The organism is Paenibacillus amylolyticus, assembly GCF_036894225.1.
Classification (GTDB): Bacteria; Bacillota; Bacilli; order Paenibacillales; family Paenibacillaceae; genus Paenibacillus; species Paenibacillus amylolyticus.
This window is the reverse complement of the sequence record NZ_CP145892.1, coordinates 1,702,865-1,728,508: the sequence shown is the minus strand read 5'-3', so window position 1 is coordinate 1,728,508 and position 25,644 is coordinate 1,702,865. Positions and strand designations below refer to the sequence as shown.

The 25,644-nt window shown below is 46.7% G+C and carries 25 protein-coding genes and 1 pseudogene; 15 read left to right on the top strand and 11 right to left on the bottom strand.

Annotated features, from left to right (window positions below; genetic code table 11):
* Nucleotides 1-60 precede the first annotated feature (60 nt).
* From flgB to V6668_RS07665, 11 genes and pseudogenes are all read left to right on the top strand, one after another.
* Complete coding sequence (flgB, locus tag V6668_RS07715) at nt 61-471, top strand: flagellar basal body rod protein FlgB (protein WP_036610664.1); 411 nt, start codon at nt 61-63, stop codon at nt 469-471.
* A gap of 150 nt (nt 472-621) precedes the next feature.
* Nucleotides 622-1,110: pseudogene (locus V6668_RS07710) on the top strand (GNAT family N-acetyltransferase); the annotation flags it as partial.
* Nucleotides 1,111-1,269: 159 nt separating this feature from the next.
* Entirely contained in the window at nt 1,270-1,722 is a 453-nt protein-coding gene (locus V6668_RS07705) for an NUDIX domain-containing protein (protein WP_338708913.1), read from the top strand.
* A gap of 18 nt (nt 1,723-1,740) precedes the next feature.
* Entirely contained in the window at nt 1,741-2,604 is an 864-nt protein-coding gene (locus V6668_RS07700; RefSeq protein WP_338708075.1) for a helix-turn-helix transcriptional regulator, read from the top strand.
* Nucleotides 2,605-2,673: 69 nt separating this feature from the next.
* The gene (locus tag V6668_RS07695; RefSeq protein WP_338708074.1) at nt 2,674-3,201 is read left to right on the top strand and encodes an ankyrin repeat domain-containing protein; all 528 of its coding nucleotides are present in this window, start codon (nt 2,674-2,676) and stop codon (nt 3,199-3,201) included.
* Nucleotides 3,202-3,420: 219 nt separating this feature from the next.
* Nucleotides 3,421-3,936, top strand: a complete 516-nt coding sequence (locus V6668_RS07690) for a sigma-70 family RNA polymerase sigma factor (RefSeq protein WP_036669291.1) — start codon at nt 3,421-3,423, stop codon at nt 3,934-3,936.
* Complete coding sequence (locus V6668_RS07685; RefSeq protein WP_338708073.1) at nt 3,933-5,267, top strand: DUF4179 domain-containing protein; 1,335 nt, start codon at nt 3,933-3,935, stop codon at nt 5,265-5,267. Before V6668_RS07690 ends, V6668_RS07685 begins: the two co-directional genes overlap by 4 nt.
* Nucleotides 5,268-5,364: 97 nt before the next feature.
* Nucleotides 5,365-6,408, top strand: a complete 1,044-nt coding sequence (locus V6668_RS07680; protein ID WP_338708072.1) for a S66 peptidase family protein — start codon at nt 5,365-5,367, stop codon at nt 6,406-6,408.
* A gap of 64 nt (nt 6,409-6,472) precedes the next feature.
* Nucleotides 6,473-6,778, top strand: coding sequence for a hypothetical protein (locus V6668_RS07675; protein WP_338708071.1), 306 nt, complete (start codon nt 6,473-6,475; stop codon nt 6,776-6,778).
* A 235-nt stretch (nt 6,779-7,013) separates the two neighbouring features.
* A complete protein-coding gene (locus tag V6668_RS07670; RefSeq protein WP_338708912.1) occupies nt 7,014-7,775 on the top strand; it encodes a threonine/serine exporter family protein in 762 nt (253 codons plus the stop codon).
* Nucleotides 7,776-7,793: 18 nt separating this feature from the next.
* Entirely contained in the window at nt 7,794-8,252 is a 459-nt protein-coding gene (locus V6668_RS07665) for a threonine/serine exporter family protein (protein ID WP_036610676.1), read from the top strand.
* A gap of 102 nt (nt 8,253-8,354) precedes the next feature.
* Here V6668_RS07665 and V6668_RS07660 read toward each other — a convergent pair whose 3' ends face one another.
* From V6668_RS07660 to V6668_RS07620, 9 genes are all read right to left on the bottom strand, one after another.
* Nucleotides 8,355-8,906 (bottom strand): DUF2569 domain-containing protein, encoded by a 552-nt coding sequence (locus V6668_RS07660; RefSeq protein WP_338708070.1) that lies wholly within the window; start codon nt 8,904-8,906, stop codon nt 8,355-8,357.
* A gap of 108 nt (nt 8,907-9,014) precedes the next feature.
* Nucleotides 9,015-10,883 carry a PBP1A family penicillin-binding protein gene (locus V6668_RS07655; RefSeq protein WP_338708069.1) on the bottom strand — a complete coding sequence of 623 codons (1,869 nt, stop codon included), beginning with the start codon at nt 10,881-10,883 and terminating at the stop codon, nt 9,015-9,017.
* Nucleotides 10,877-11,617, bottom strand: coding sequence for a hypothetical protein (locus tag V6668_RS07650; RefSeq protein ID WP_338708068.1), 741 nt, complete (start codon nt 11,615-11,617; stop codon nt 10,877-10,879). The genes V6668_RS07655 and V6668_RS07650 overlap by 7 nt, the downstream gene beginning before the upstream one ends.
* A gap of 99 nt (nt 11,618-11,716) precedes the next feature.
* Nucleotides 11,717-12,850: a HAMP domain-containing sensor histidine kinase gene (locus V6668_RS07645; protein ID WP_338708067.1), complete on the bottom strand. Its 1,134-nt coding sequence runs from the start codon at nt 12,848-12,850 to the stop codon at nt 11,717-11,719.
* Between the two features lie 55 nt (nt 12,851-12,905).
* Nucleotides 12,906-13,610, bottom strand: coding sequence for a response regulator transcription factor (locus V6668_RS07640; RefSeq protein ID WP_026081203.1), 705 nt, complete (start codon nt 13,608-13,610; stop codon nt 12,906-12,908).
* 269 nt (nt 13,611-13,879) lie between these two features.
* The gene (locus tag V6668_RS07635; protein WP_083684499.1) at nt 13,880-14,338 is read right to left on the bottom strand and encodes a DinB family protein; all 459 of its coding nucleotides are present in this window, start codon (nt 14,336-14,338) and stop codon (nt 13,880-13,882) included.
* A gap of 440 nt (nt 14,339-14,778) precedes the next feature.
* Entirely contained in the window at nt 14,779-15,720 is a 942-nt protein-coding gene (locus V6668_RS07630) for a DUF1963 domain-containing protein (protein WP_100527925.1), read from the bottom strand.
* A 418-nt stretch (nt 15,721-16,138) separates the two neighbouring features.
* Nucleotides 16,139-17,428 (bottom strand): ammonium transporter, encoded by a 1,290-nt coding sequence (locus V6668_RS07625; RefSeq protein ID WP_100527924.1) that lies wholly within the window; start codon nt 17,426-17,428, stop codon nt 16,139-16,141.
* The gene (locus V6668_RS07620) at nt 17,425-17,844 is read right to left on the bottom strand and encodes a hypothetical protein (RefSeq protein ID WP_100527923.1); all 420 of its coding nucleotides are present in this window, start codon (nt 17,842-17,844) and stop codon (nt 17,425-17,427) included. Before V6668_RS07620 ends, V6668_RS07625 begins: the two co-directional genes overlap by 4 nt.
* A gap of 286 nt (nt 17,845-18,130) precedes the next feature.
* On the opposite strand from V6668_RS07620, the gene V6668_RS07615 reads away from it, so the two are divergent.
* Nucleotides 18,131-18,622, top strand: coding sequence for a DinB family protein (locus V6668_RS07615; protein WP_100527922.1), 492 nt, complete (start codon nt 18,131-18,133; stop codon nt 18,620-18,622).
* 115 nt (nt 18,623-18,737) lie between these two features.
* Here the strand turns inward: V6668_RS07615 and V6668_RS07610 are convergent, their stop codons facing one another.
* The gene (locus V6668_RS07610; protein ID WP_100527921.1) at nt 18,738-19,241 is read right to left on the bottom strand and encodes a GNAT family N-acetyltransferase; all 504 of its coding nucleotides are present in this window, start codon (nt 19,239-19,241) and stop codon (nt 18,738-18,740) included.
* A 107-nt stretch (nt 19,242-19,348) separates the two neighbouring features.
* Nucleotides 19,349-20,401 (bottom strand): peptidoglycan DD-metalloendopeptidase family protein, encoded by a 1,053-nt coding sequence (locus tag V6668_RS07605; RefSeq protein WP_165789915.1) that lies wholly within the window; start codon nt 20,399-20,401, stop codon nt 19,349-19,351.
* Nucleotides 20,402-20,627: 226 nt separating this feature from the next.
* Here V6668_RS07605 and V6668_RS07600 point away from each other — a divergent pair, with 226 nt between their 5' ends.
* The 3 genes from V6668_RS07600 to thrS all read left to right on the top strand — a co-directional run bounded on the left by V6668_RS07600 (nt 20,628) and on the right by thrS (nt 25,619).
* On the top strand, nt 20,628-21,389 hold the full coding sequence (locus V6668_RS07600; RefSeq protein WP_100527919.1) for a response regulator transcription factor: 762 nt from the start codon (nt 20,628-20,630) through the stop codon (nt 21,387-21,389).
* The gene (locus tag V6668_RS07595; RefSeq protein ID WP_338708066.1) at nt 21,386-23,146 is read left to right on the top strand and encodes a HAMP domain-containing sensor histidine kinase; all 1,761 of its coding nucleotides are present in this window, start codon (nt 21,386-21,388) and stop codon (nt 23,144-23,146) included. Before V6668_RS07600 ends, V6668_RS07595 begins: the two co-directional genes overlap by 4 nt.
* A gap of 472 nt (nt 23,147-23,618) precedes the next feature.
* The gene (thrS, locus tag V6668_RS07590; RefSeq protein WP_243391353.1) at nt 23,619-25,619 is read left to right on the top strand and encodes a threonine--tRNA ligase; all 2,001 of its coding nucleotides are present in this window, start codon (nt 23,619-23,621) and stop codon (nt 25,617-25,619) included.
* The last annotated feature ends 25 nt before the right edge of the window (nt 25,620-25,644 follow it).

Genomic DNA, 25,644 nt, shown 5'->3' with positions numbered 1-25,644 from the left:
GCAACTTTATTTCTTATTATAGAAGTAACTGTACAATCTACAGTGAAGGAGACTGAGCCCGTGATCGAAACGAATACGACAAGACGTAACGAATCACTGTTACAAGCGCTTACTGCACAGCATAATGCCATTACCAACAACATAGCCAATGCAGACACGCCTAACTACAAAAAGAAAACGGTAGAGTTTCAGGAAGAGCTGAGACGTATCGTTGAAAATGGCAAAACAGATCAGCTCGCCATGAAGCGGACTCATGACAAACACTTTCCTATCAGTGATCCCAATTCTTCGATCGTACAGTACCGAATTGTCGAAAACAACGAAACAGCCATGAACAATAACAACAATAACGTTGACATTGACAAGGAAATGGCGAATCTTTCGGAGAATCAGCTCATGTATAACTACATGGTTGATCGGGTCAGTGGACATTACAAAAAAATGAAGAATTTATTGAATGATCTGAAATAATGAATGTACAAGCAGCCCGAAACGGCTGCTTTTTTTTATGATCTTTTTCCCTGAGTGTAGCTCGTTTGGTGCCATTTTTCGGTATCCTCTCCTGTTCGTAGTATAATGGGGAGAAACGATTGATTTCATATCGAACAAAAGAGGTGCAACATGTCTCCACGTCATTTAAATGGTTTTCAAGGTTCCAAAGTCAGATTAGCGGCCCCATGCCCGGAAGATTGCATGCGTCTCTCCCGCTTCACAGATGATTATGAATATTTGCGCAACATGGATACCGATATCGCGATCCCGTTAACGCCGGATGAAACGGGTTCTTCGTCTGTCCGCCGAGACAACGGATTTGAATTTGCATTACGTACACTGGAGGGTAACCGATTCATTGGATTCACAGCCCTCTACCGAATTGAATGGAACAATCGGTCGGCTCGTCTGGCCATTGGTATCGGCGAAGAAAATGATCGAGGTAAAGGTTACGGAAGCGACGCTCTGGCTCTGATTCTTCGATATGGCTTCCACGAATTGAACCTGAACCGGATTGCACTGGAAGTCATTGAATACAATGAAGCCGCGAGACGTGCGTACCTAAAAGCCGGATTCCGGGAAGAGGGTCGCCAGCGTTCAGCAGTTTTGCGGGATGGCATGCATTATGACCTGATCTCAATGAGTATTCTTGCTGAAGAATGGTCCGCACAGGCTGGGCTTCCCTTGTCATTCCAGTCTACTCGTACTCCTGAATCTGGGGATATGGTAGCGGGTTGTTTTTCACAACGTAATGGGAACGAACAAGCTGCGCTGTCAATGTCGGAATTAAGTTCTGTTCCAAAAGGTGAATCTGAAATTTCACCTCGCATCGGCGTAGGTGCGGTCATCCTGAATGAACGGGGCGAAGTGCTTCTCGCCTGGCGGAATCGTCAGCCTGAACAGCATACTTGGAGTATTCCCGGCGGGAAAGTCGATCCCTATGAATCACTCGAAACTGCCGTCATCCGTGAAATCAAGGAGGAAGTGAATCTGGATATCGCCATTGACAGTCTGCTCTGCACGGCGGAGACGATCCAGCCACAACAGAAGGAACATTGGATATCCGTGCTCTATTCCACCAAGGTGATTGGCGGTCATGCTCGTAATCTGGAAGAAGGCGGAGCCATCGGTGAGATCGGCTGGTTCCCATTGAATGATTTGCCCTCTCCACTCGCCTGCTTTGCGGTACCTGGGCTGGAAGCTGTGAAGAAGATGTTTAACCAGAATTAAGCTTGGAGGTGCTTGCAAGTGTTGGAGATTCCTCTTCCTCGACCTGTACCCTTCATTCTGCATGAATCGAGTTCCCAATTCGATTGGAAAGGCAGCGGCTCGTTATCACTGAAAACATTCCGTAACGGAAAAACGCTCTATGAAGCGGGACGCGGTCACTTCGCAGTCAATAATGAGAACTATCTGCTTCTGAATGAGGGCCAGGAATATAGTCTTCACATTGATTCATCTACTCCAGTTGAATCCTTCTGTATCTTCTTCCCTCCCGGTTATGTGGAAGAGATTGGTCGGAATCTAATTACCAGTGATCTTCGGCTACTTGATGAGCCGTATAGTTATTCACCCTCAAGCAAGATGGAATGGGTAGAACGTACATACGCGATAGATAATCGGCTTGGCGCAGCCCTGAATCATTTGCGAAACCTGTACAGTCAAGACACGCTGGATTCCTGGGCAATGGCGGAGCAGCTTCATCAGCTTGCTGTTCACATGCTGGATCTACACCGTAACATTCAGCAAGAGATCAACGAACTGGATATGATCAGACGTTCAACCCGAGAAGAGTTGTATCGAAGAGTGTATATCGGGCATGAGTATATCTCCGCCTACTATGATCAGCCGTTAACGCTAGAACAGACTGCAGCAGCTGCACAACTATCCGTGAATCATTTTCTACGCAGTTATAAAAAGTTGTTTGGTACTTCACCCCATCGTTATCTGACTGAATGCAGACTATTGGCTGCTAAGGGGCTTTTGTTAGATTCGGACAGGTCTGTCACCAATATCTGTTATGATGTGGGCTTCGAAAGCCTCGGTTCGTTCAGTTCATTATTCACTAGACGCTTCCATAACTCTCCTTCCCAGCTGCGGGCAAAAAGGTGATTATGAAGAAGAACCTCTGAAGAGGAACATCTATAATTACAGTATCTCATCAGATGGAGGTATTCCTTTATGAATCATGCAGAACAGATTAATCAATTATTTCAGGCTGCACAGTCTGGAGATTTGGCCAACCTGCACTTATTGCTCGCTTCTCACCCGGAACTCACCAATACTGAAAATCAGGATGGGTTAACTCCGCTGGGATATGCCTCTCATTATGGACAAGTAGAAGTAGTTCGTCTTCTTCTGGAGCATGGAGCGGATGTTAACGCCCTTTCTCATTCCAAGATTTCCTTTATTCCGTCCAATACTGCACTGCATGCCGCACTTGCCGGAGAACGTTCGCCAGAAGTCATCCAACTTTTAGTCGAATATGGGGCATCCACAAGTATTCTGGACAGCGATGGACAATATGCGTTGCACTCCGCAGCATTTCATACGGATCAGATCGAACTTATCGAGATGTTACTTCAGCATGGAGCTGATCCAAACGCGCTAAACTCAGCAGGCCAGACCGCACTAGAGATTTCACTTGAACGTGGTAACACGTCTACAGCTTCATGTCTGCGAGCAGCCGTTACAGCACATCAGCAATAATGATTAGATAACGTGAGTAATACGCGAATAACCGTCAGGACTCTTTTTGGAGTACAAAGAGAAGGTCTGACGGTTATTTGTTGTCCTCTACGTTCTCGTATACATACGTAGTTCAACTTCTATAGAAATCAGGTACATACATATTTTTCTAAGAAAATAAGAACCGTTTGACGCCTTACACGGTCTAATACTCAACATATCCATGAAAGGAGGAGCCATGTGACCCCTATTCAGCTCACCATCGCCGCACAAAAAGGGGATGCCGAGGCTTTTGCAGCCTTAATGGAATTACATCAGAGCCAACTGTACCGTATCGCCTATGCCTACCTGCATAACGAAGGTGATGCGCTCGAAGCGATTCAGGAATCAACGTTCAGGGCGTTCCGTAAACTCAAAAAATTAAAAGAACCATCCTACTTCGGCACTTGGCTCATCCGCATTCTGCTCAACTACTGTGCGGACGAACGCAAACGCAAAAGTCGGTTCAGTCCCGTCACCGAGATTCATGAATCCAGCAGCTGGGATCGTCCTGCGGACCCCGATCTTGCTGCGGCCGTATCCACCCTTGACCGGGATTGCAAACAGATTATTATCCTGAGTTATTTCGAAGGTTTCTCCTTAACTGAAGTTGCCGATATTCTCGAAATCCCGACAGGAACCGTAAAATCTCGATTACATCGGGCACTCGGACAGCTCCGTGATCAACTTGAAACGAAGGGAGATGTATCCTCATGACGGATGAACAAAACTCATTCGACACATTGGAAGAACGTCTGAATGCTCGAAAGACGGAGTACGAAACAATGCCTATACCGGATGCTGCCTATCAAGCTGTTGAATCCGGAATTCGCCAGGCTGCCCGTAAGCGAAAATCCCGGATGCGCTGGTACATGAGTTCCATCTCGGCAGCGGCCTTCATCCTGCTGTTTACCGGATGTATCCGTGTCTCTCCCGCTTTTGCATCCTTCGTGGAGCAATTGCCCGGAATGGAGGGCATTGTGAGTATGATTCGCCAGGACAAAGGATTAATGATGGCCATCGATAAGTCCCTCTTACAGCAGGTCGGTGTCACCGACGAGCATGATGGTACTTCCTTGACCGTTGAAGGCATTATCACAGACGAGTCACGTATGGTTATTTTTTACACGATGAAAGGTATGAAAGATTCGGAGAAATTCAACTATGATATTGATCTGCTCGATGAGAACGGTAAAGATCTTCCAGTTGCGTTTACTCACGCTTATCCAACACCTTCACCAGACGAGAATGTGAATGAGAATATGATAGACGTGATCTTCACGGATGGAACCTCTCCTCCTGAAGAGCTGAGCGTCGTGTTTAAGGCCAGAGATACAACGCGTGCAGAAAAGTGGAAAATAACGTTCCCGGTAGAAAAGAATCTTACCAAAGGCATGAAAAAGGTCATTCCTGTGAATCAGACGTTAACAGTGGATGGACAGCGTATTGATGTGAAACAGGCTACTATGTATCCAACACGTCTTGTGCTTGATGTGAATTTTGATCCTAAAAATACCAAGAAGGTATTTGGCCTCAGCGATCTTCAACTGGTTGATGAGCAAGGCCGCGCGTGGAGAACAGATACCTCAACCGGTGAGGATGAACGTTCCATTTACTTCGAAAGCATGTACTTCTCCATACCGAAAAAGCTGACGTTACAGGGATCTGGCTTCTCCGGATTGGATAAAGATGAGTTGGCTCTTACCCTTGATCTGAAGTCACACCGGATTACAGGTGGACCACCTGGATTGAAGATGGTAGGCAGCAAGGTCGAAGGCAAAGATCTAATTATTGACTTCTCCGTTGCTGGCAGGATGGACGGTGGGTTCGTTCTAAGTTTCAGGAAAGTTACAGACAGTACAGGGAAGTCATATGAAGTCCCTGGCTCCAGTTGGAGTAGTGGAGAGGGAACGGATGACAGTCATACGATTGTTTCTTCTACTATCAAAAATGGAGCCAAATTAAAAGGGGAAGTGAAAATGAACATCTCCACCTATCCGATGAAAGTAAAGTCTCCCTTCTCATTGGACATCCCTGTTAATCCTTAATTTTCTACCAGTAGGCTGTGATTATCGCAAATATTCTATATAATGGAAACATTCATTATTACGAGCAATGATGTTCATAGGGAAGGTGTGTTTAGATATGAATCAACGTTCCATCCGTTATCCGCAGCCACTCGCTCCGGGAAATACCATCGGTGTGGCAGCACCCTCCAGCGGTGTTGGCGAATCCCTGCACCATTATCTTGAGGAGAGCAAACGCAATATGGAGCGCCTTGGTTTTGGCGTGCTGGAAAGCCCATCGCTCCGCCACAACACCAAATGTGTGAGTGCCTCCAAAGAGGAACGCGCTGCAGAGATGAATGAATTTTTCCGCAATCCAAATATTCAAGCCATTATCCCTCCATGGGGCGGGGAATTTCTGATGGATATCCTCCCCCTGCTGGATTGGGAAGCTTTGAAAACATTGCCGCCCAAATGGGTCATGGGATATTCGGATATCAGTACGTTCCTGTTCGCCTATACCCTGATCACCGGAACAGCATCAGCACATGGCACCAACTATGTTGATCTAAGATCAAACGCCCTCGATCCCGTGACTGCGCGCTGGATTGATGTGTTACAGACCAAATACGGCGGACAGATCACACAATCGTCTTCCACACATTATCAATCAGCATGGAAACCGGAATCTCTTGGATTTAACCTGGATACACCTTCGCGCTGGAAACAGCTCGGCCACTCGGAAGATGCAGACACAGATGTGGTGTTCTCCGGTCGGCTGATCGGCGGCTGTATGGATACGATCTCCAGTCTGATTGGCACGCCGTATGCACCTGTTACATCCTATCTGGAGCAATACTGTGCAGTCGAAGGTACCATCTGGTATCTGGAGAGCTGTGAGATGAATGCGGGGGATATCTACCGTCATCTGTGGCAGATGAAACAGGCTGGCTGGTTTGCAGGTGTAAAAGGTTTCATGTTCGGCCGACCTGCGGGTTATTCCGATACAGCGGATTTTAATTTTACCGATGCCCTATCCTCTGCACTTGGGGATCTGGATGTCCCTGTACTGTACGATGTGGATCTCGGCCATGTTCCACCCCAGCTCACCTTTGTGAATGGAGCATTAGGCAAAGTCGCTTATGAAAATGGACACGGGAGCCTTGAGATGGCGTTTGTGTAATCACCTTTTATAGGCAGATGCATACCTTGAAGTAAGAACTTATTTTGAGGAAGGGTTGTGCATCATGTCTGAATCTACATCCACGCCATCCACGCGTGTCGTGTATCAAGCCAATCAACCGATGCTTCAATCCGTGCAAAATGTGCGGAATATGCTTCATCATACAGCTCGGCAGCATATAGGCAAGAAGGTACAAGTCCAGAATATCGATGGGCAAGTGTGGGAAGGTGTCGTCATCAGTGCAGACCGGGGAATTTTGTATCTCCAGGTTACCCCGATGCATGAATATCCTGAACCGCGCGCTTTGTTTGGACCAACGATTTTGCCGCTTGTGCTGTATGAATTGTTGGTTATCACACTGTTGATGTAGTGGTATTGTACTTCTATATCCGAACCTGTTCCAAGAAGCTTCGCTCCTGAGATCTTCAAGTCTTGGGAACGAGGCTTTTTTATCGTCTTGGCGATGGTGCGGTATGATTCCTTGCGAGCGTGTGAAATATGATACAATGGTGTCGCACCACCCCATATCTCATATGAAACGGAGCTTGATCCGGTTGGAATACATACGTCATGATTCATCACCCGTATCACAAGCCGAGACGGGTATGATTGGCAGCAATCCTACTGAACAATCCCGCGTGATTGCAATCTGTCTGCTCGCAGGCAAAATCATGCTGCAAAGCGGTGGTGAAACCTACCGTGTGGAAGATACGATGAAACGTATGGCAGCTGCGCTGGGCTTACCCCATTCGCACAGTTACGTTGTTCCGACAGGCATCTTCTTCTCTGTTGATGCAACCGAACCTGCCAAGCTCATTCGTATCTCCGAACGTACGACGGATCTGGACAAGGTGTCCGAGGTGAATGCGGTTTCCCGCCGCATCGGGCAAGGTGAGCTATCCGCTCAGGAAGCCCATGATCTGTTGATACAGATCGAAGGAAAGCCCTCCTCCTATTCAACGGCTGTGCAGCTTACGGCCGCAGCGTTATCCAGTGGTTGTTTTACCATTATGTTTGGCGGGGGCTGGAGCGACTTTCTTCCGGCGTTAATCTGCGGGGGCATAGGTTATGCAGCCGTTATTGCCTTTCACAGGTTGGTGCGGGTCAAATTCTTTGCCGAGCTTACGGCATCCTTTGTCATTGGCTTACTCGCTTTTCTCCTGATCTATATAGGAGTAGGTCATGAACGGGATAAAATCATCATTGGTTCGGTTATGCCGCTGGTTCCGGGGCTGCTGATTACCAATGCTGTACGCGACCTGATGGCCGGACATCTCGTCTCCGGATTATCCAAGGGAGCCGAGGCATTTCTGACTGCTTTTGCTATAGGTACAGGCATTGCAGTTGTATTTTCACTTTTTATGTAAGACGGAGGAATGCAGGATATGCTCCATTTTATTGAACAAGCCTTGACCAGTTTTGTCGCCTCAGCCGCGTTTGGGATCATCTTCAACGCACCACGGCGCATGCTGCTCCACGGTGGATTTGTCGGCATGATCGGCTGGATTATCTATATCGTGCTTGAATATGCAGCGGATGCGGTTCCTGCTACACTTGCAGCGACCATAGCCGTAGGTGTCATCAGCCAGGTATTCTCTCGCATGTTTCGCGCACCCGTCATCATCTTCAGCGTCGCAGGCATCATTCCTCTCGTTCCTGGTGGACTGGCGTATAATGCAATGCGAAGTTTTGTGCAAAATGACTACAGTGCCGCTATGGAGATGGCCGCCAAGGCACTCATGTTATCCGGCGCTATTGCCGTAGGCCTCGTGTTGTCCGAGGTATTAAACCAGATGATACGCCGAATTCCCGCCTCACTTCGGGCAAAATCATCATCGAAATAATCGTTCTTTTCACATATTCAACACACGTAAGGCCCGTTAGCATACAGGATAAAATCTTGTATACCTACGGGCCTTATGTATCACGTTTTAAATCCATCCTTTTTACTTCACAAACGTATTTTTCACACGTACCGACTTTAGGAAATATGGAATGAAGATACAGCACGTCAGAATGGATCGTACGATCAGCTGAAAAGCCGGAGTTGCATCAAGCACATGCTGTTCTCTTGGGATTTCATTGCGCGCAATCAGAATCCACGTCACGATGCTTATGATCACATTCATCAGGTACATCACCATCATCATACGCGGAAACTGTCTCTTCCGTTTATATAAAAGAATGAGATTCACGATAACGATCATCAATAGAATGGTACTGCTTATGAAACCAAACCACAGGAGTGGACGGATCATATCCGTGTAAATCTGAGGATCGACACCACGGTCTACTTCCCATCTGGCAGGGTCCATGATGACATTCACCTGCGATACATCCGAGATGAGAAACACCAGCGCAAGCCAAAGACTGATCTGAATTAAAATAAGCCATCCGCCCAATCCGGAGATACCAGGCCGTTCCGGTCTGATACCGGTTTTGGATTGCAACGAGTTCATATCCTTATCTGTATCCGAGTTCCTATATTTATAGTTCATTTCAGCCTCCTTTTACGATAGATAAGACACATATTATACATTAGTAGCTATTTTCTGTGTTATCCAAAAGAAGGAAAGAACCATCGACTAAGGTCTCTCTCTTACATTCTATTGGGTAGCACGTCTCATCACTGTTGCGAACAACTCCGCTACAACACCACTTCCTGACCTCATATAATGTTCTTCATCCGTATGATCAAATCCCATCCAGACCGCCGCAGTCCAGTTACTCGTATAGCCCACAAACCACAGATCCCGATTGGCCTCTCTTCCCACACCAGGTAATGCAGCCTGTGTTGTTCCCGTTTTACCCGCTACCTTATGCTGACCTAACTGTGCACGACTTCCTGTTCCCTGACTGACTACATTTTGCAGCATTCTGGTCATGGCATTCGCCGTACTGGAGGACATTACCTGCTTATTTTCCGACTTATGAGCAAATATTGTCCGTCCTTGTGAATCTGTAATCTCGCGTATCAGATGGGCTGTATTCAATTTGCCATGATTCGCAAACACCGTATAGGCCTGCGCCATCTTCATTGGCGACACTCCCTGATGCACACCTCCCAAGGCAATTGAGAGGTTTAGATCTTCTTTCCCCAGTTCAATACCGAGTCGTGCCGCAAATTGATGTGCATCGTTCAGTCCTGTCTCATGAAGCAGCCATACGGCTGGGGCATTGATAGACTTTTGCAAGGCTTGGGACATGGCTATTGAACCACTGTAACGCCCACCGAGATTGGAAGGTTGATAGCTGCCATATTGCATGCGTTTATCCGGTAGTATGCTCTCTGGCTTGAACTTCCCCGACTCCAACGCAGGGCCATATGCAATAATCGGTTTAAAAGATGAACCTGGCTGCCTTGCATCCATAATCGCCCGGTTGATGCCCCCTTTTAAAGGATTACGTCCACCCATCATCGCTTTCACTTCACCGTTGTGCTGGTCGATAATAACCATACTTGCCTGGACCTGCTCGTCTTGGCGATCATCGGGGAATCGGGTAGCGTCTGCAAATGTTTCTTCCATCGCCAGTTGTGCCTGTTCGTCTAGCCCAGTTTGAATAACCCAACCTGCCGATTGAATCTCTGCTTCACTTTTACCTGTGAGCCGAGAAGCCTCCTGAATCACAGCATCCACGGCAGACACATATGCGGGCTCGCTCAAGCCCGGTGAAGTTGTTGCATTCAATACGGTTTCAGGCGGCGTGAAATCGACGTCACGGGCTTGGAGCATCTGCTTTCGTGTAATGAGTCCCTGTTCATGCATTAGTCCAAGGATAACGGCGCGTCTTTGTTTGGAAAGTTCAGGATGATCTACTGGATTGTATATGGATGGACCTTTGGGCATTCCAGCTAATGTAGCAATCTGCCATAGTTTCAATTGGTGCATATCCTTAATTCCGAAGTACCGCCAGGCTGCCGCTTTTACACCATACTGCTGGCGTCCCATGTAGATCTGATTCAGATACATTTCCAGAATTTCATCCTTGCTATACTTCTTCTCCAGGGCCATCGCAATCGATATCTCGTTCACCTTTCGACTCAACGTTTTATCCCCATTCAAATACAGATTTCTTGCCAGTTGCTGCGTAATGGAGCTTCCTCCCTGACTCAGATTCATATGTAAGATGTCTTGCATAATGGCTCTGCCAAGTCCGATGAAATCCAGTCCATCATGGTTGTAGAAACGTCGATCTTCTGTAGCCAAAAAAGCCATCTTTAATAAATCTGGCATAGCGTTCAGTTCAGCATATTCGGAATACCCTTTGGTCTGCGTATGCAACCTCGAAATTTCGGTCCCCTCTGCATTCATAATAATGGTTGAAGAGGCCACCTGCATGGCCTCTGGACGATTGCGAAGCATTCCTTCGCCATAAGTAATTAGATAGAGATAGAAAAGGGTCAATATCAAAACTACAACCACTGCGGCATCAAAAACGTAATACATCCATCGCTTGCTCACGTGTTTCAACATTCAGGCTCCTTGTGTACCCGTTCAATTGAAACTTCGTGTTCCTGTCTATCTCGTTGTGTAATCTCCAGAGCATGATGAAGCAGCAATGTCTGTTCATACGCCAACTTGACCCAATGCTGAACTTCCATCTCGTCCTGACACCGCCCTTGGATAATCTCATCCAGAGAAGATTGAATACCGTAGAGAGTAAGTTTTATCGGTAGGTCAACCTGTGTAGAAATAGTTTGAGTGTTCTCCTTGTCTTCTTCATTATGTTGCTGAAGGCCGGGTTGCTCATGCTGAATAAACGCTCCCTCTACCTCTCTTCTCTCATGTTTCGGTTCTGATCTGCTCAGCCCTTCCTCATGCAGGAGAAACGTAATTACATTCAGATTGGCAGCAATTTGTCGTAGTTCACCACCACTTAGAACATCAATTCTTCCAGGGTTGTGGCCCAATGCAAGTTCGGCTGTTCCGCGTGCAAGTTGACTGAGATCTTCCGCAATCTTCTGGGATCGAATCCAGAAAAAGATCGCAAACATGGCTCCTCCAATGAAGATAAAGAGCGGCTTTGTTCCGATATGGTTGATTCCCCAGTTCATCATACGCGTTATCCGTGCTGCATCTGGAAGGATGTGATTGTGGGCAAACCGTAGCACGTGATAAACGACAAAAAGGAGCGCTGCGCTCAGTAACGCGCTTGCTCCTCCAATGTATATGTATCTTAGTCTTACTGTACTGAATTGAGACTTCATATTCGGTATCCCCCTCTATACAATAATATGGTAATAGAGGTAGAATACCGAATATTTCTTAATGAGATAGTGGTTAACTTCTTACCAAATTCTTAATTTTTATTCCTCTGAGTAAGTACTTGGTGAAGCAACGGTTACAGGGAAACGGGTAACAAAATCCGTTCTGCCATTTTCACTGTAAGCAACGATACTTCCTCGATGTAATTCAATCATCGATTTGGCAATCGCCAGGCCGAGACCGGTACCTCCCGTATCGCGGGAACGGGATTTATCTACCCGATAGAATCGATCAAATAGATGTGGCAGATCTTGTGCCGGAATCGGATCACCATAATTACTGATGCGGACTACAGCCTCTTTACCTTCAAGGGCCAGCCCAATCTCCATTCGTTTACCTTGCGAACCATACCGAATGGCATTGCTGAACAGATTCTCATATGCTCTTACAAGCTCCCCCGGAGCAGCTTGTATCCATAGTGGGTCTTGCCCGCCGATGATCTTGTAGGTCATGCCAGCATCCTCCAGCATGGGAGCAAACTCTTCAGCCAGCTGCATCAGAAACGAATTCAGGTTCAACGCTTGCAGAGATAACGGAAGGCTCCCGCCACTCACGCGCGTATATTCGAACAAGTCATCAATTAACTTGCGAAGGGTCAAGGATTTCTCATAGGCAATGCTAACGTAATAGCGCATCTCAATCTCATCTTGGTAGCGATCCTTCTCGATGTACTCCAGAAATCCCAGAATAGAAGTGAGTGGTGTTCTCAGATCATGTGATATCCCCGTAATCAGATCGTTTTTGGCAGCAACTGCATTACGCTCTTCCTGAAGCGATAACTGCAATTGTTCAGCCATCTGATTAATGCTTGCAGCAACGACTCCGAATTCATCCGAGGTTTTCACTTCGATGCGATGGGATAACTCTCCTTTGGCAACCTCCTGAATCCCCGCCGTAATTTCATCCAGGACCCGCATCACCTTGCGTGAGAACAGGAAAAAAAACAGCACAAAACCAAGCACGCCTACCACAATCATCAAAGGCACCGAACCGATATTATTCACCAACCACCTGATCCCTTGGGCTGGAATGGAATAATCCGGATACGTCTGAGCTTCCAGGATGGTCTGCCCCACCTTACTACCCCCGTACAAAATAACTGCAGTTAATATACCGCTCAGCAGAAATGCATAGATAAATTTCCATCGGACTGTATTAATCAACTTTGAATTCATAGTAGGAACTCCCTGAATGTGTTCATGTTACACGACATCCTGTGAATGTACATGTTTATTGCGGTTTGATCATCTTATAACCAACACCCCATACGGTCTGAATAAACTTGGGGTGTTTGCTGTCGAGTTCAATCTTCTCACGAATCTTGCGAATATGTACCATGACTGTATTATTCGACTCCATGAATTCTTCTTTCCAGACTTGACGATAGATCTGTTCCATACTAAGTACTGAACCTTGGTGACGAGCCAGTAATTCAAGAACTGCAAATTCACGCGGAGTCAGACGAACCGGCTGCTCATCCACCCAAACTTCATGTGTATCGGTATTTATGACCAGATCATCAATAACCCACTCGTGCTCTTTGTTCTCCCGACCTTCATTGAAGGTATGATACCTGCGCAGCTGGGATTTCGCCCGTGCGACAAGTTCAAGCGGGTTAAACGGCTTGGTCACATAATCATCGGCACCGATGCTTAGCCCTGTGATTTTATCCATATCCATACTTTTGGCGGACAGCATAATAATCGGCATTTTCTGCTCTTCCCGAATTTTCATACAAGCTTCGATTCCGTCCATATTTGGCATCATGACATCCAGAATAATGAGATCGATCGACTCTTTTTTCAATTGTTCCAGTGCTTCAAGCCCATCATTCGCGGTGAGAATCCGATAACCCTCGTTGCCAAAATAAATTTCCATCAGTTTAATAATCTCCTGCTCATCATCCACAAGCAGAATGGTTGCTGGCTGTGCCACGGCATTATTCCTTTCCCTTCCATAATTCCTTACCTGTTCAAAGTATACCACCGAGGGATGAAACTGCGAAAATCATCGTGATCTTCTCATGTGTCTCTTCCGGCTTCACCTGCCGGATCCACACCACACCAGAATCCTCCATTGTTCCTTATAGCGTGTAGTATAGTCGTTCTAATCTCACTTTAGTTTGCTGTTTATCCTGTAACATGCTTATATGTATTCTATCCGTTTCTATCATTACCTTATGTCTCGTAGTGAATAATACCTTTCTATTTAAAAAGTACTGATTCGGGTTCTTTGCCCGTCAGGGTCAGCATCGTATACAATTGTCCTCTGTGATGATATACATGCCCCATAATCTCAAGTAACCACTCCAGCCGACTATAGGAAGCTCCCCAGTACGAATCCGTCACATGTAATAACTCTTCCGTGTTAAACTGCCTGTACCGTTGGTATAGATACATCTGGTTATCAATCAGAGCCTGCTTGATCTCACGGAGCGAATGCAGCTGATTCTCTGCATAGAATTGAGCCATCTCTTCTTCCGATGCACCTTCGGAAATATAAACATCCGCTCGGCAGATCACAGACAGATGAGCTAGTAGTTCTCCAACAGGTCGTTTACCTTCAATTGGAGTCAAAGCCAAGTCTTCTTCCGACAGCTGATCACATATATCGATTAAAGATGTTACAGCCACGTCAATATGTTTAAACGCAGATTGAATCAACAGTTACACTTCCTTTTTATCCCATTATACAGAACATATGATCGGTTATCAACCAAGATATCCCTCCCTAATTTATACCCCAAATCTATATAAATTGAACAAAACATTTACACAAAACGGAGAAGACAGAAAGGACCTGAAGAAGCGGAGCTACAAGCTTTCTGCAGGAAAGCTACTTCGAAAGCATACACTTCGTCTACAAGCTTTCTGCAAGAAAGCTACATCGGAAGCATACGCTATCCCCGGATTTCCCCTTTATAAGAGGAATCAAAAAAATCTGGGGATAACAGCGATCGGAAGGTTGTTCTGTCATCGGAGTGTGCAGTGTAAATATTCTTTAGTTCAATTTATATAACAATCTACGAACAAAAAAAGTCCTTCCTCCTTCATATAGACGGGATTCAGGACATTTTGTTGCCTATTTGTTTTCAAATCTTTGCTCAACTTGAGTATAACGAACAATACGTTTGCTCGAATCGTCCAGCCTCCAAGTCAGACTTGCGAATGAAAAATTGCAGTTCCCCGCAATCCCACCATTGGAAACCAATAGCATCATGGGTATCTATCTTCAACAGCAGCAGCGTATCGGATAGTTCCTGCCATGTCCGATCCTCATCACCGCCGTAATGCTTGGTCAGCTTCTTCTCACACTCCTGCTCATTATAATCGTACTCTTCTCCCAGTGCGATCTGTAACAAGGCACGATGCTCGGCATCCGGATGCTGCCCGTCAGGATATCCAAACATCCCACCCCAATTCAGCGTACTTGGATGATTCCAGCTCGACTCGAATTCAAGGTAGCGGTCATACAGACTTACTTCCGATTCGGTCTCATCGGTCTCAAGCCGAAGCGGCGAGAGCTCATTCAGCGCGTTGGCGTCAATGTATGCATATGTAGGAAACTCAAGATTAGGCAGCACGGTCACCGAATGTGCAACAAACGGGGCTCCATCCAGCGCGGTATCACCTTCAGGCTCTCGCCTTATCAGGTTATGAGAACTCGGCTCAAAAATCACACGATGTTCAATGGGACAAGCAGATTCATCCGTGCCAATGAAAAAGTATAACATTCCACGTTCAGGCAAAGTCCCGCGCCCATCATTCGGCGTATACGGCGACAAATCCACCAGGTTCAGTTGGGCCAGGAAAGTCATTGGAACTCCTTCTTGTGTTACGGGCCATTCCATGCGACTTGGCAAATCCGGATGTCCACCCACACGTGAGTTTCCTGTTCTGCGATATTCGTCCAGTGTGGATACATCGAGGCGAATTCCCCAGCGGCTTGAGGACAACAGCAGATCGGCAGCAACTCCCAAACCATATTCCTCAAGTGTTTTACGGGCTTTTCTGGTCAGACGTTCACATTGTTCTGGCTTAATCATATAGATCCTCCCCTTTTGACAATACACCTATGCTGAGACATATTCAGGTTCACACCTGTATATTCTTCCGCCCAGACGTCTTTCCCTGCTTCTGTATAAATTGAACTTAAGAATATTTTACACTTACCACTCCGATGACAGAACAACCTTCCGATCGCTGTTATCCCCAGAATTTTTTAGATTCACCTTTGCAAAGGTAAAAATCCGGGGATAGCGTATGCTTCCGATGTAGCTTTCTTGCAGAAAGCTTGTAGGCGAACCGTGTGCTTCCGAAGCAGCTTTCTTGCAGAAAGCTTTTAGCTTCGCTTCTTCAGATTCTTTCTGTCCTCTGCGTCCTCGTGTAAATGTGTAGTTCAATTTATATAGAAAAAAGAGACTGACATTCCTTGTCAGTCTACTTCTTTACCCAATATTCCATTTAACGATTTGGATCAGAAGAATTTTCCTGGTAGGCACGCATATGCTCCTCACCGTCCAGGAATTCGGGGGCTTGATGAGCTGCCATCACACCATGATAGCTGATATCCAGACCCAGATCCTCTTCTTCTTCTGTTGAACGTACAGGCACAATTTTGCCAATCAACTTTAACCCGATCCAGGTCATGGCGAATCCCCAGATGACCAGGGCTGTAAGGCCAAGTGCCTGAACGCCCAGCAACCTCCAGCCGCCGCCCATGAATAATCCACCATCGGTGGCAAACAGACCTACTGCAATCGTGCCCCACATTCCGGATGCGGCATGCACCGGGAAAGCACCAACTGGATCATCAATCTGCCGACGGTCGAGCCAGTTGGTGGCAGCCATCATCAATAAGCCGGATACGGCCCCAATGAATATCGCGGCTACATCACCAACAAAAGCACAGCCTGCCGTAATTCCGACCAATCCCGCAAGCGAACCGTTAATGACCGATGGTGCATCTGAACGATTGAAGCGGAATAACGTGTACAGCAACGTAACTGCACCGCCCGAAGCCGCGGATAACATCGTGACAATCGCAATGTGACCAATTCTTACATCCGTCGCGCTGAGTGTACTACCCGCATTGAAGCCAAACCAGCCGAACCATAACAGAAATGCACCTACAGATGCCAGTGGCAGATTGCTCGGGAGTGCAATGGCACTTACGCCAAGTGGCGTGTATTTGCCTTTACGCGGACCAATGATAATTGCGGCAGCCAGTGCCGAGAATCCACCCAGTGCATGGATGACGGCAGAACCGGCAAAGTCCTGCATTCCTAACTGACTAAGCCAGCCGCCGCCCCATGCCCAGTGTCCACCAATTGGATAGATGATCGCCGTCATCAAAATGATATACAGAAGATAAGCACGGAAGTTGATCCGTTCGGCTACCGCTCCTGAAACGATGGAAATAACGGCAATGGTGAAGGCCGCCTGGAACAACCAGAATGTCTCCAGAGATACCGGCACGTCCAGATGAGACAAATCCCCATTCAGGAAAAATCCTGTTACACCCATAAAACCACCAACGTCTGAACCATACATGAGTCCAAAACCGATAGCGTAAAATAACAACGTTCCAATCGTAATGTCTGCAAAAACCTTCATAATAATGTTCACACTATTTTTATAACGCACAAAGCCAGCCTCGAGCAGAGCGAATCCACCCTCCATCAATAAAATCATCGCTGCACTCAGTACGACCCAGACCGTATCAATCCCGGTGCTTAACGTCTCCAAAGTCATGCTTGTACATCCTCCGTTTCACTAAGCTGTCTGAGCTCACGGATTGTATCAGGCGCAAGCTCAATCTCGTCACGCTCAATGCTGTCCGGATGTTTAATTCGTTCTGCGATCTGATCCAATTCACGTATACGTCTGCGAATCTGTTCCATCTTGCGAAAACGTTCCTTCACCTGAACCATATATTCCACTGCCTGATGATGGGATGCGGGGCGTCCCGCAAACCATTTGCGTACGGTCGACAACGATTGATAAGCGATCTCTTCCGCTCGACGCTTTTGTTCGAACTGTTCGATCTTCTGTTTGAGCGTTTGAATCTCTTTTTCTTTTTTGACCTTCAGCCGTTCGATAAGGTACAATAAATCGGACGATGATATTTGCAATGCTGTATGGTGATACACCTCGTCGATTACTAACATATCATGTCAGGACTCCTTACATCTAAAGTTACTTGTTACCGATTATAGTTTGCCGGGGTCTGCCCGTCAATCTTTTTTTGGAGTTGGTACTTATTGAAATGAACCGTTCATCAAGAATGGCTTTTTTTATTTCATTTTAAATTCATCTAACAAAGTTAATTAGTGCTACATTTTACATTCACTTATTCCAATCTCTATGCTTATAGAGTAAGCATCCACATTTGGGGTAATGGACATACACAGCGAACATCATGATAGAAACCATTTATAGGGAGAGGATTGTACAATGTTTACTCGTAATGACGATATACGCAATCAAATTTGGGATACCATCTCCGGATTAGGCGAAGAGCAATTGAACCAAAAACCTTCACCCGAGCAATGGAGTATTATGCAAGTACTACGACATCTGAATCTGATGGAAAATGTCATTGGAAAACAAGCCCGCCTGGCCCTCGAGAAGGAACAGACGGTGTCTGTGGACAAAAAACCATATGAATTATCGTTGGACCGCAGCCGCTCCATTGAGGCACCGCCCCACCTTCAGCCTCCAGCAGCGCCTGAGGCACTCGCACATGTACGCAATGACCTGGACGAATCCCACCAAGCGTTAAATAACTTTGCATTAGATCATGATCCTGACCTGCTGCGCAGCAAGTCCTTTCCTCATCCCGTATTTGGTGAGATGGATCTTATCCAATGGATTGACTTTGCAAGTTATCATGAGGAGCGTCACCTGGGACAGATTCAAGGGATTAAACATCAGCTTGGTGTATGAATAGCACCTCCATTTCTCATAGAGAGCACAATATTGGAACGACAAAAAAACCTCCAATCCTATTACTTTAGGTTGGAGGTTTTCCGTGTTCTTATTTCAGGAATAAGAACGACACTTATATTTTTTTGCCCAAAATCGCCAGATCTCTATTCATGCCATCCAGCACAGCCACTTCGGGATAATATCCCCACTGTTCAAAACCATGCTTGCGCAATAATCCCAGACTCGGTTCGTTATGCCCAAAGACAAATCCAAGAATGGTCGTAATGCCCAGTGCAGGACACGCCGCAAATACGGTTTCGAGCAAACGTCCGCCGGCCCCAATTCCGCGACATTGCTGATCCACGTATACACTAACTTCCACCGTTCCATTATACGCAGGTCGTCCATAGAACGAGCTGAGACTTGCCCAAGCCACCACATGACCTGCCTGCTTCATCACCCAAAGCGGACGATAATCCGGTGAATGCTCCTCGAACCACGGAACACGCTGCTCCACTGTCACCGGTTCCAAATCCGCTGTTGCCATACGGCCCTCAATGGTAGAATTATAAATTTCCACAATCCTTGGCAAGTCCTCCAGGCGCGCATATTCAATCTGCACATCTTCCAGTTTCATCGCTATTCCTCCATCATTTCAGATCGTTCTATTATCATAGAGGATATTATAACGGAGAAGAGAAGTTTTCGTCATCCCTAACATGCTGACAGAGAGTTACTCAATCATCACTCTGGGAGTCCCTGTATTGTGTTTCCACGCGTTAACTGCTGACTCTGGTCAGCCCAACGAATGTTAATTGAGCGAGATGTGAACAGATCCGGTCCGTCAGATACCTGGAAATGCAGATGAGCTTCACTGGAGTTACCCGAATTACCCAGCTCACCGATGAGGTCTCCCTGCTTGAGTTTATCTCCTTTTTGGACCGTAACACTGCCTTTCTTGATGTGTCCTGTGATGCTGTATTCCCCATTCCCATGGTCGATCACGACATAATTACCCGCTGGCTCCTCCGGATTCATAACACCCGGTACGTTGTCCGGAAGATCATTCTTGATTTCGACGACAGTACCATCGGCAGCTGCATAGAGCGGTTCACCAAAAGCATAGTAGTTTTCATTAACCGCCGCATCCCCCTGATAACTTGAATGATCCTTCATCCGAACAATATCCAGCGCATAGCGCTGTGTCTCATGCTCGTAATGATAGTTGGACAGTACATTATGACCTCCCCAGAATACATACCATTCCCCCTTCATCGGGAACTGAAACTCTGTTTTGGTGAATGTGTTATCCGTGGATTCATGTGCTTCCAACGGTTGAATAGTTAGACCACCGATCTGATTATCTTCTGTAAAATAAACTCGAAGCCCCTTGGTACCTGTTTCGTCTTGCCATGCATGCTCCCTTAGATGATTCACTTCGGCGTCTACCACTTGCTCCCACGATTTAACGCCCTTAAAAAAATTATCGGCGGAAGTTTTGAACTGTTCAAGTGTTAACGCCTCCTTCAATTCCGGAGAAAACTGACTATAGATTGCATCTTTCGAACCATTCATCAACGTATCGATGAAATTGTCTGGTGTAATAGTCACGCTCGCCTCCGAACTTGAGTTCTGCTCCTGATTCGAATTCTCGCTCGATTCATTATTCGACGTCTGTTCGACTGACTGCTGCTCCGCCTGTTCGGATGTAATCTTGTTACTGTTGCCGCAAGCTGACAAAATCACGCAGGCTCCAAGGGCAATCGCAAGCACCTTCCAATTCTTTCTTTGCATCATTTTCAACATCCCTTCTGTTAATGCTAATCGTTATACTTTCCAGTTAAGTGTACAGAATGAGTCTTATCCTTCGTCTAACCCTAACTTACCAGTAGATAAACTCGTCTGGCCCTTTGACGATGCATAATTAAGATTCCGTTAAGATAGCTTGTACGCAATACTGCCCTCTTGGATGGTATGATTAGCAATAAACACAATGGAAGCATCAGGAGGTCATTTTCAAACTATGGATAACGTCTCAATACTGCTTGTGGATGATGAGCAAGCTATCCTGCATATGCTCAAAACCGTTCTCCTCAAAGAACAGTTTCTCGATATTGATACCGTTACAACAGGCGAAGCTGCCATTGAGGCCTGCAACAACAAAACGTACCATTGTATCGTGCTCGACATCATGCTTCCCGGCAAAAGCGGACTGGAAATCTGTCCTTTTCTACGGCAGGTCACCGATGCGCCCATCCTGTTTCTGACGGCCAAAACAACTGACTATGACAAATTAACGGGATTCGCCGTTGGTGGCGACGATTATGTCTCTAAACCCTTTAACCCTCTGGAAGTCGTTGCTCGGATTAAATCCTTACTGAAGCGTTATTTACCTTCAAAAACAGCTGCGATCTCGGATCACATCCCATCCAGCGTAAATACGTCATCTTCCAGTATCCCGGAGGGTGTCTACGATTTTGGACGGTTTCAGGTATTGGAATGGGCTGGTGAACTTCGAGTCGAAGGACACCCCGTAGCCTGTCCTGCACTTGTATTTCAACTGCTGCTCTTTTTCTGCAAGCATCCCAATCGTATTTTCACCAAATCAGATCTATATGAACGGGTATGGGGCTCAGAGGCCATTAGTGATGATAATACCGTGATGGTTCATATTCACCGCATTCGGGAGCGCATTGAAGCCGACCCTTCCAATCCAGTCTATCTTGTTAACGTCCGAGGTCTGGGATACAAGCTCATTCAGCCGGAACATATGTCACGCCCATGAGTATTCGTCGCAAATTAATGACCCGGTTTATCGGAATGCTTGCGGGAGCCGTCATTCTGATCATTCTGCTTGGGTCTGTAGCCACTTACTGGGTCGTGCAAAAGGTAAATGAAGTGAATTTGGTGGATGATTTTGCAGTTAACGGTCTGGACCAATTAATTAATACAGCAGAATTCATGCCAGATAATACCATTAAGTATGACCCCGAATTGCTAAAGCAAGTGGATAAATATCAAGGCTGGCTCCAGGTGTTGGATGAACGAGGTTACGCCATTGATGATTATCACGCTCCCGCCGATGTTCCTACTCACTATAAGCCAGGGGAATTGATTGCATACTGGGAAAATCAAAAGCCTTTCCCTTATCAGATTGTCATGCTCATTCGGGAGAAGAACGGGAAGAACTTCACTTTATTATATGGCGAGAGTAACCCGGCCAAGTCGCTCATGAACAATATTCGTTCGGACCTCACTTTCACCAACGGGAAGTTTAATCTTCAACCGGACCAACGGGAAGCTCTTCGTGCTGCTAACGCCTATCTTCAAGTATTGGATGAGTCGGGACGCGAGCTCTCCTCCTTTAACAAACCAGCTGTGGGTGTACCAAGCGAATACACCATTCAGGAATTGATTCTGCAGATTCGTTATCCAAGTCGATCAGGCAAGTCCATTGCCACATGGTACGATGAGAAGAATGAAACCACCTGGTTGATTAGCATCCCCGGCGATCCAAATGTTACAGGGAATCAAAATCCCTACCGTTTTATTCTGGAACCGGCATTGGTTGTATTGATTGTGTCCATCATCATTCTGCTCATCTTGCTTGCCTTCTGGTATGCGAACCGTTTCGGCTCGCCCATGCTGCATATGCTCCAATGGTTACAGCGTCTGGAGCGAGGACATTACGAGGAACCTACGGGAGCCTCCGGAGTGCCTCGCAGTCAGCGTCGTAACGGTAAGTGGAAGCGAAAATACAACGTGTATGCGGAAGTGCTTCGCTCCATGCAGGCCCTGTCTCACACCTTGAAGCAAGATGAAGAATTCCGCAAACAGACCGATTCCCTACGGGAGGAATGGATCGCTGGCATAACACATGATCTGAAGACGCCTCTATCCTCCATCCAGGGTTATGCTCATATGCTTGAGGCGGATAAGTATAGCTGGAGCACGGAGGAAGTCAGGGAATTCGCTGGCATCATGCTCGATAAATCCATGTATATGGACAGGCTTGTCAACGATCTTGCCATGACCTACCGATTGCGTAGTGGCGGATATCAACCTGTGGTGGAAGAGACTGACGTAAATACGTTACTTCGTGATCTGATCCAGCGTGCTGAACGAAACCCGGCATATGGGAAAGGTCGCATCCTATTCCAACCTTCTGAAGTACCTGTATATGGACTCGTCCATATTCCATCGTTCGAACGAATTGTGGATAATCTGACTGCTAATGCCCTTCTTCATAACCCGCCCGAGTCCATCCTGGTTGTCAGTGTGCATTCTGGTGAACACGCTGATGAATTCAGCATTCAGTTTGCCGATAATGGAAGAGGCATGGACTCCGAGATGGTATGGAAGTTATTTGAACGATACTATCGCGGTACAGATACAGGTACATCGGACGTTGGATCAGGGCTGGGCATGGCGGTAACCAAAGGTTTGATCGAAGCCATGAATGGTCGTATTGAGGTGCAGTCCACCCCTGGTGAAGGAACGATCATTCGCTTAATATGGGATGGGCCGTCCGAAACCAATTAAAATGTTCCGCTTGACCTTTCCATTTCCAGTCTATATAATCGACACTCAATAACACCTGTTCCAATATATTGATATTGAATGCAACACATTTCAGGATAACTTTAATGAGTTGATCTAACATATTTGGCGATGACCAGAGACATGATTTCGTTTGCGTGCTGCCCAGAGAGAGAGGGGATTGGTGAAACCTTCTTCAGCGAACGGACCGGAATTACCCCTCTGCAGCCGTGACCTCGAACCTCAGCATTTCGGACGTCCCTCCGATGTTCGGCATGCTGCCAGTAGAGTTCACCGTCTGATCCCCGATAACGGATTCCAATGAGGGTTATGATGTTTTCTGTTCCGGCGGCTGGCCGAGAGCAGGGTGCACCATAACCAAAATTAGGGTGGAACCACGAGCCAAGCGCACTCGTCCCTTTTCCGGGACGGGTGTTTTTTGCGCTTTCATTTTAAGAAATGGAGAGTGGTTCACATGAGCAAACAAGAAAACAGTAACTCAGTAAGCAACAAATCAGGTAACGAAATAAACAACCAAGCAAATGATCTTCAACCATCCAGTCATTCCATTGAGGTCCATCTGCAAGGTGGCGCGATACGTTCTTACGAAGCAGGCATCACTGTAGGTGCGGTTGCCTCATCTATCAGCACAAGTCTTGGGAAACAGGCTATCGGCGGTATTGTAGATGGTCAAAATGTCGATCTCGATTGGGTGCTCCAGCAAGATTGCGAACTTGTTATCGTTACTTTAGAAAGTGCGGAAGGTCTGTATCGTTATCGTCACAGCGCAGCACATGTGCTCGCACAGGCACTCAAACGCATTTACGGTGCAGAACAAGTGAAACTGGGTATCGGCCCAGTCATTGAAGATGGATTCTATTACGATGTTGATCTGGAGCATGCCTTGTCCATCAGTGATCTGGCTGCCATCGAGCGGGAAATGAACAAAATCATTCAGGAAAATCATAAGATCAGTCGCCGGGTCGTTAACCGGGAGGAAGCCCTCCGTATCTTCGGAGAAATCCAGGACCCTTACAAGCTTGAACTCATTCAGGATTTGCCAGAGGGCGCCGAACTTTCAATCTATGATCAAGGAGAGTTCTTCGATCTGTGTCGCGGTCCACATCTTCCATCCACTGGTCGAATCAAAGCGTTCAAGCTGCTGAATGTGGCTGGTGCGTACTGGCGGGGTAACTCGGATAATAAGATGCTACAACGCATCTACGGCACTGCTTTCCCGAACAAAGCCCAACTGGATGAACATCTGCACATGCTCGAAGAAGCAAAGAAACGGGATCATCGTAAACTTGGCAAAGAGCTTGAACTGTTCATGTTCTCCGAAGAAGCGCCCGGCATGCCCTTCTATCTGCCCAAAGGTATGACTGTTCGCACTGAACTGGAGCAGTTCTCCCGTGAGTTGCAATTGCAGGAAGGGTATCAGGAAGTTCGGACTCCTCTCATGATGAACAATCGTCTGTGGGAGCAATCCGGTCACTGGGAGCATTACAAGGACAATATGTATTTCTCAGAAGTGGACGATGCCACTTTTGCACTGAAACCGATGAACTGCCCTGGGCATATGCTGATCTTCAAAAACACACTTCATTCCTATCGCGAATTACCCATTCGCATGATGGAATTTGGTCAGGTTCACCGTCATGAATTCTCAGGTGCCCTGAACGGAATGATGCGTGTGCGGACATTCTGCCAGGATGATGCTCATCTCTACGTCATGCCAGAGCAGATCGAGGACGAGATCAATCAGGCGATCTCACTGATCGGACGTATGTACGATATCTTTGGATTCGAATATAAGATTGAATTGTCCACTCGTCCGAAAGATTCCATGGGATCGGAAGAGCTGTGGGATCAAGCGGAACGCGCATTGCAAAATGTACTAGATCGTCGGGGCGTGGAGTATCGCATTAACGAAGGGGACGGTGCCTTTTATGGACCGAAAATTGACTTTCATATCCTCGATGCGCTGAAGCGCAGCTGGCAGTGCGGAACAATCCAGCTTGATTTTCAAATGCCGGAGAAATTCGACCTCACTTACATTGGCGAGGATAGCCTGAAACACCGTCCGGTCGTGATCCATCGTGCCATCTATGGTTCGATCGATCGTTTCATCGGCATCCTGACTGAGCACTATGCAGGAGCGTTCCCACTCTGGCTCGCACCTGTACAAGTGAAGCTCCTACCTGTGTCAGATCATTATGCAGACTATGCACTCCAAGTACAGAGCGAGCTCCGGGCTGCGGGCATTCGGGTAGAAACAGATCTGCGGAGCGAGAAGCTCGGGTACAAAATCCGTGAAGCCCAGATGGAAAAAGTTCCTTATTCGCTCGTGCTTGGTGAGAATGAGAAAAATGCCTCATCCGCCTCTGTCCGTGCATACGGTCAGGGAGATCAAGGCATCCAACGTATTGAAGCTGTTATTGAAATGATCCAACAAGCTGTGAAGGCAAAAGTATAAAAGATGTAACGACTCTATTCATGAG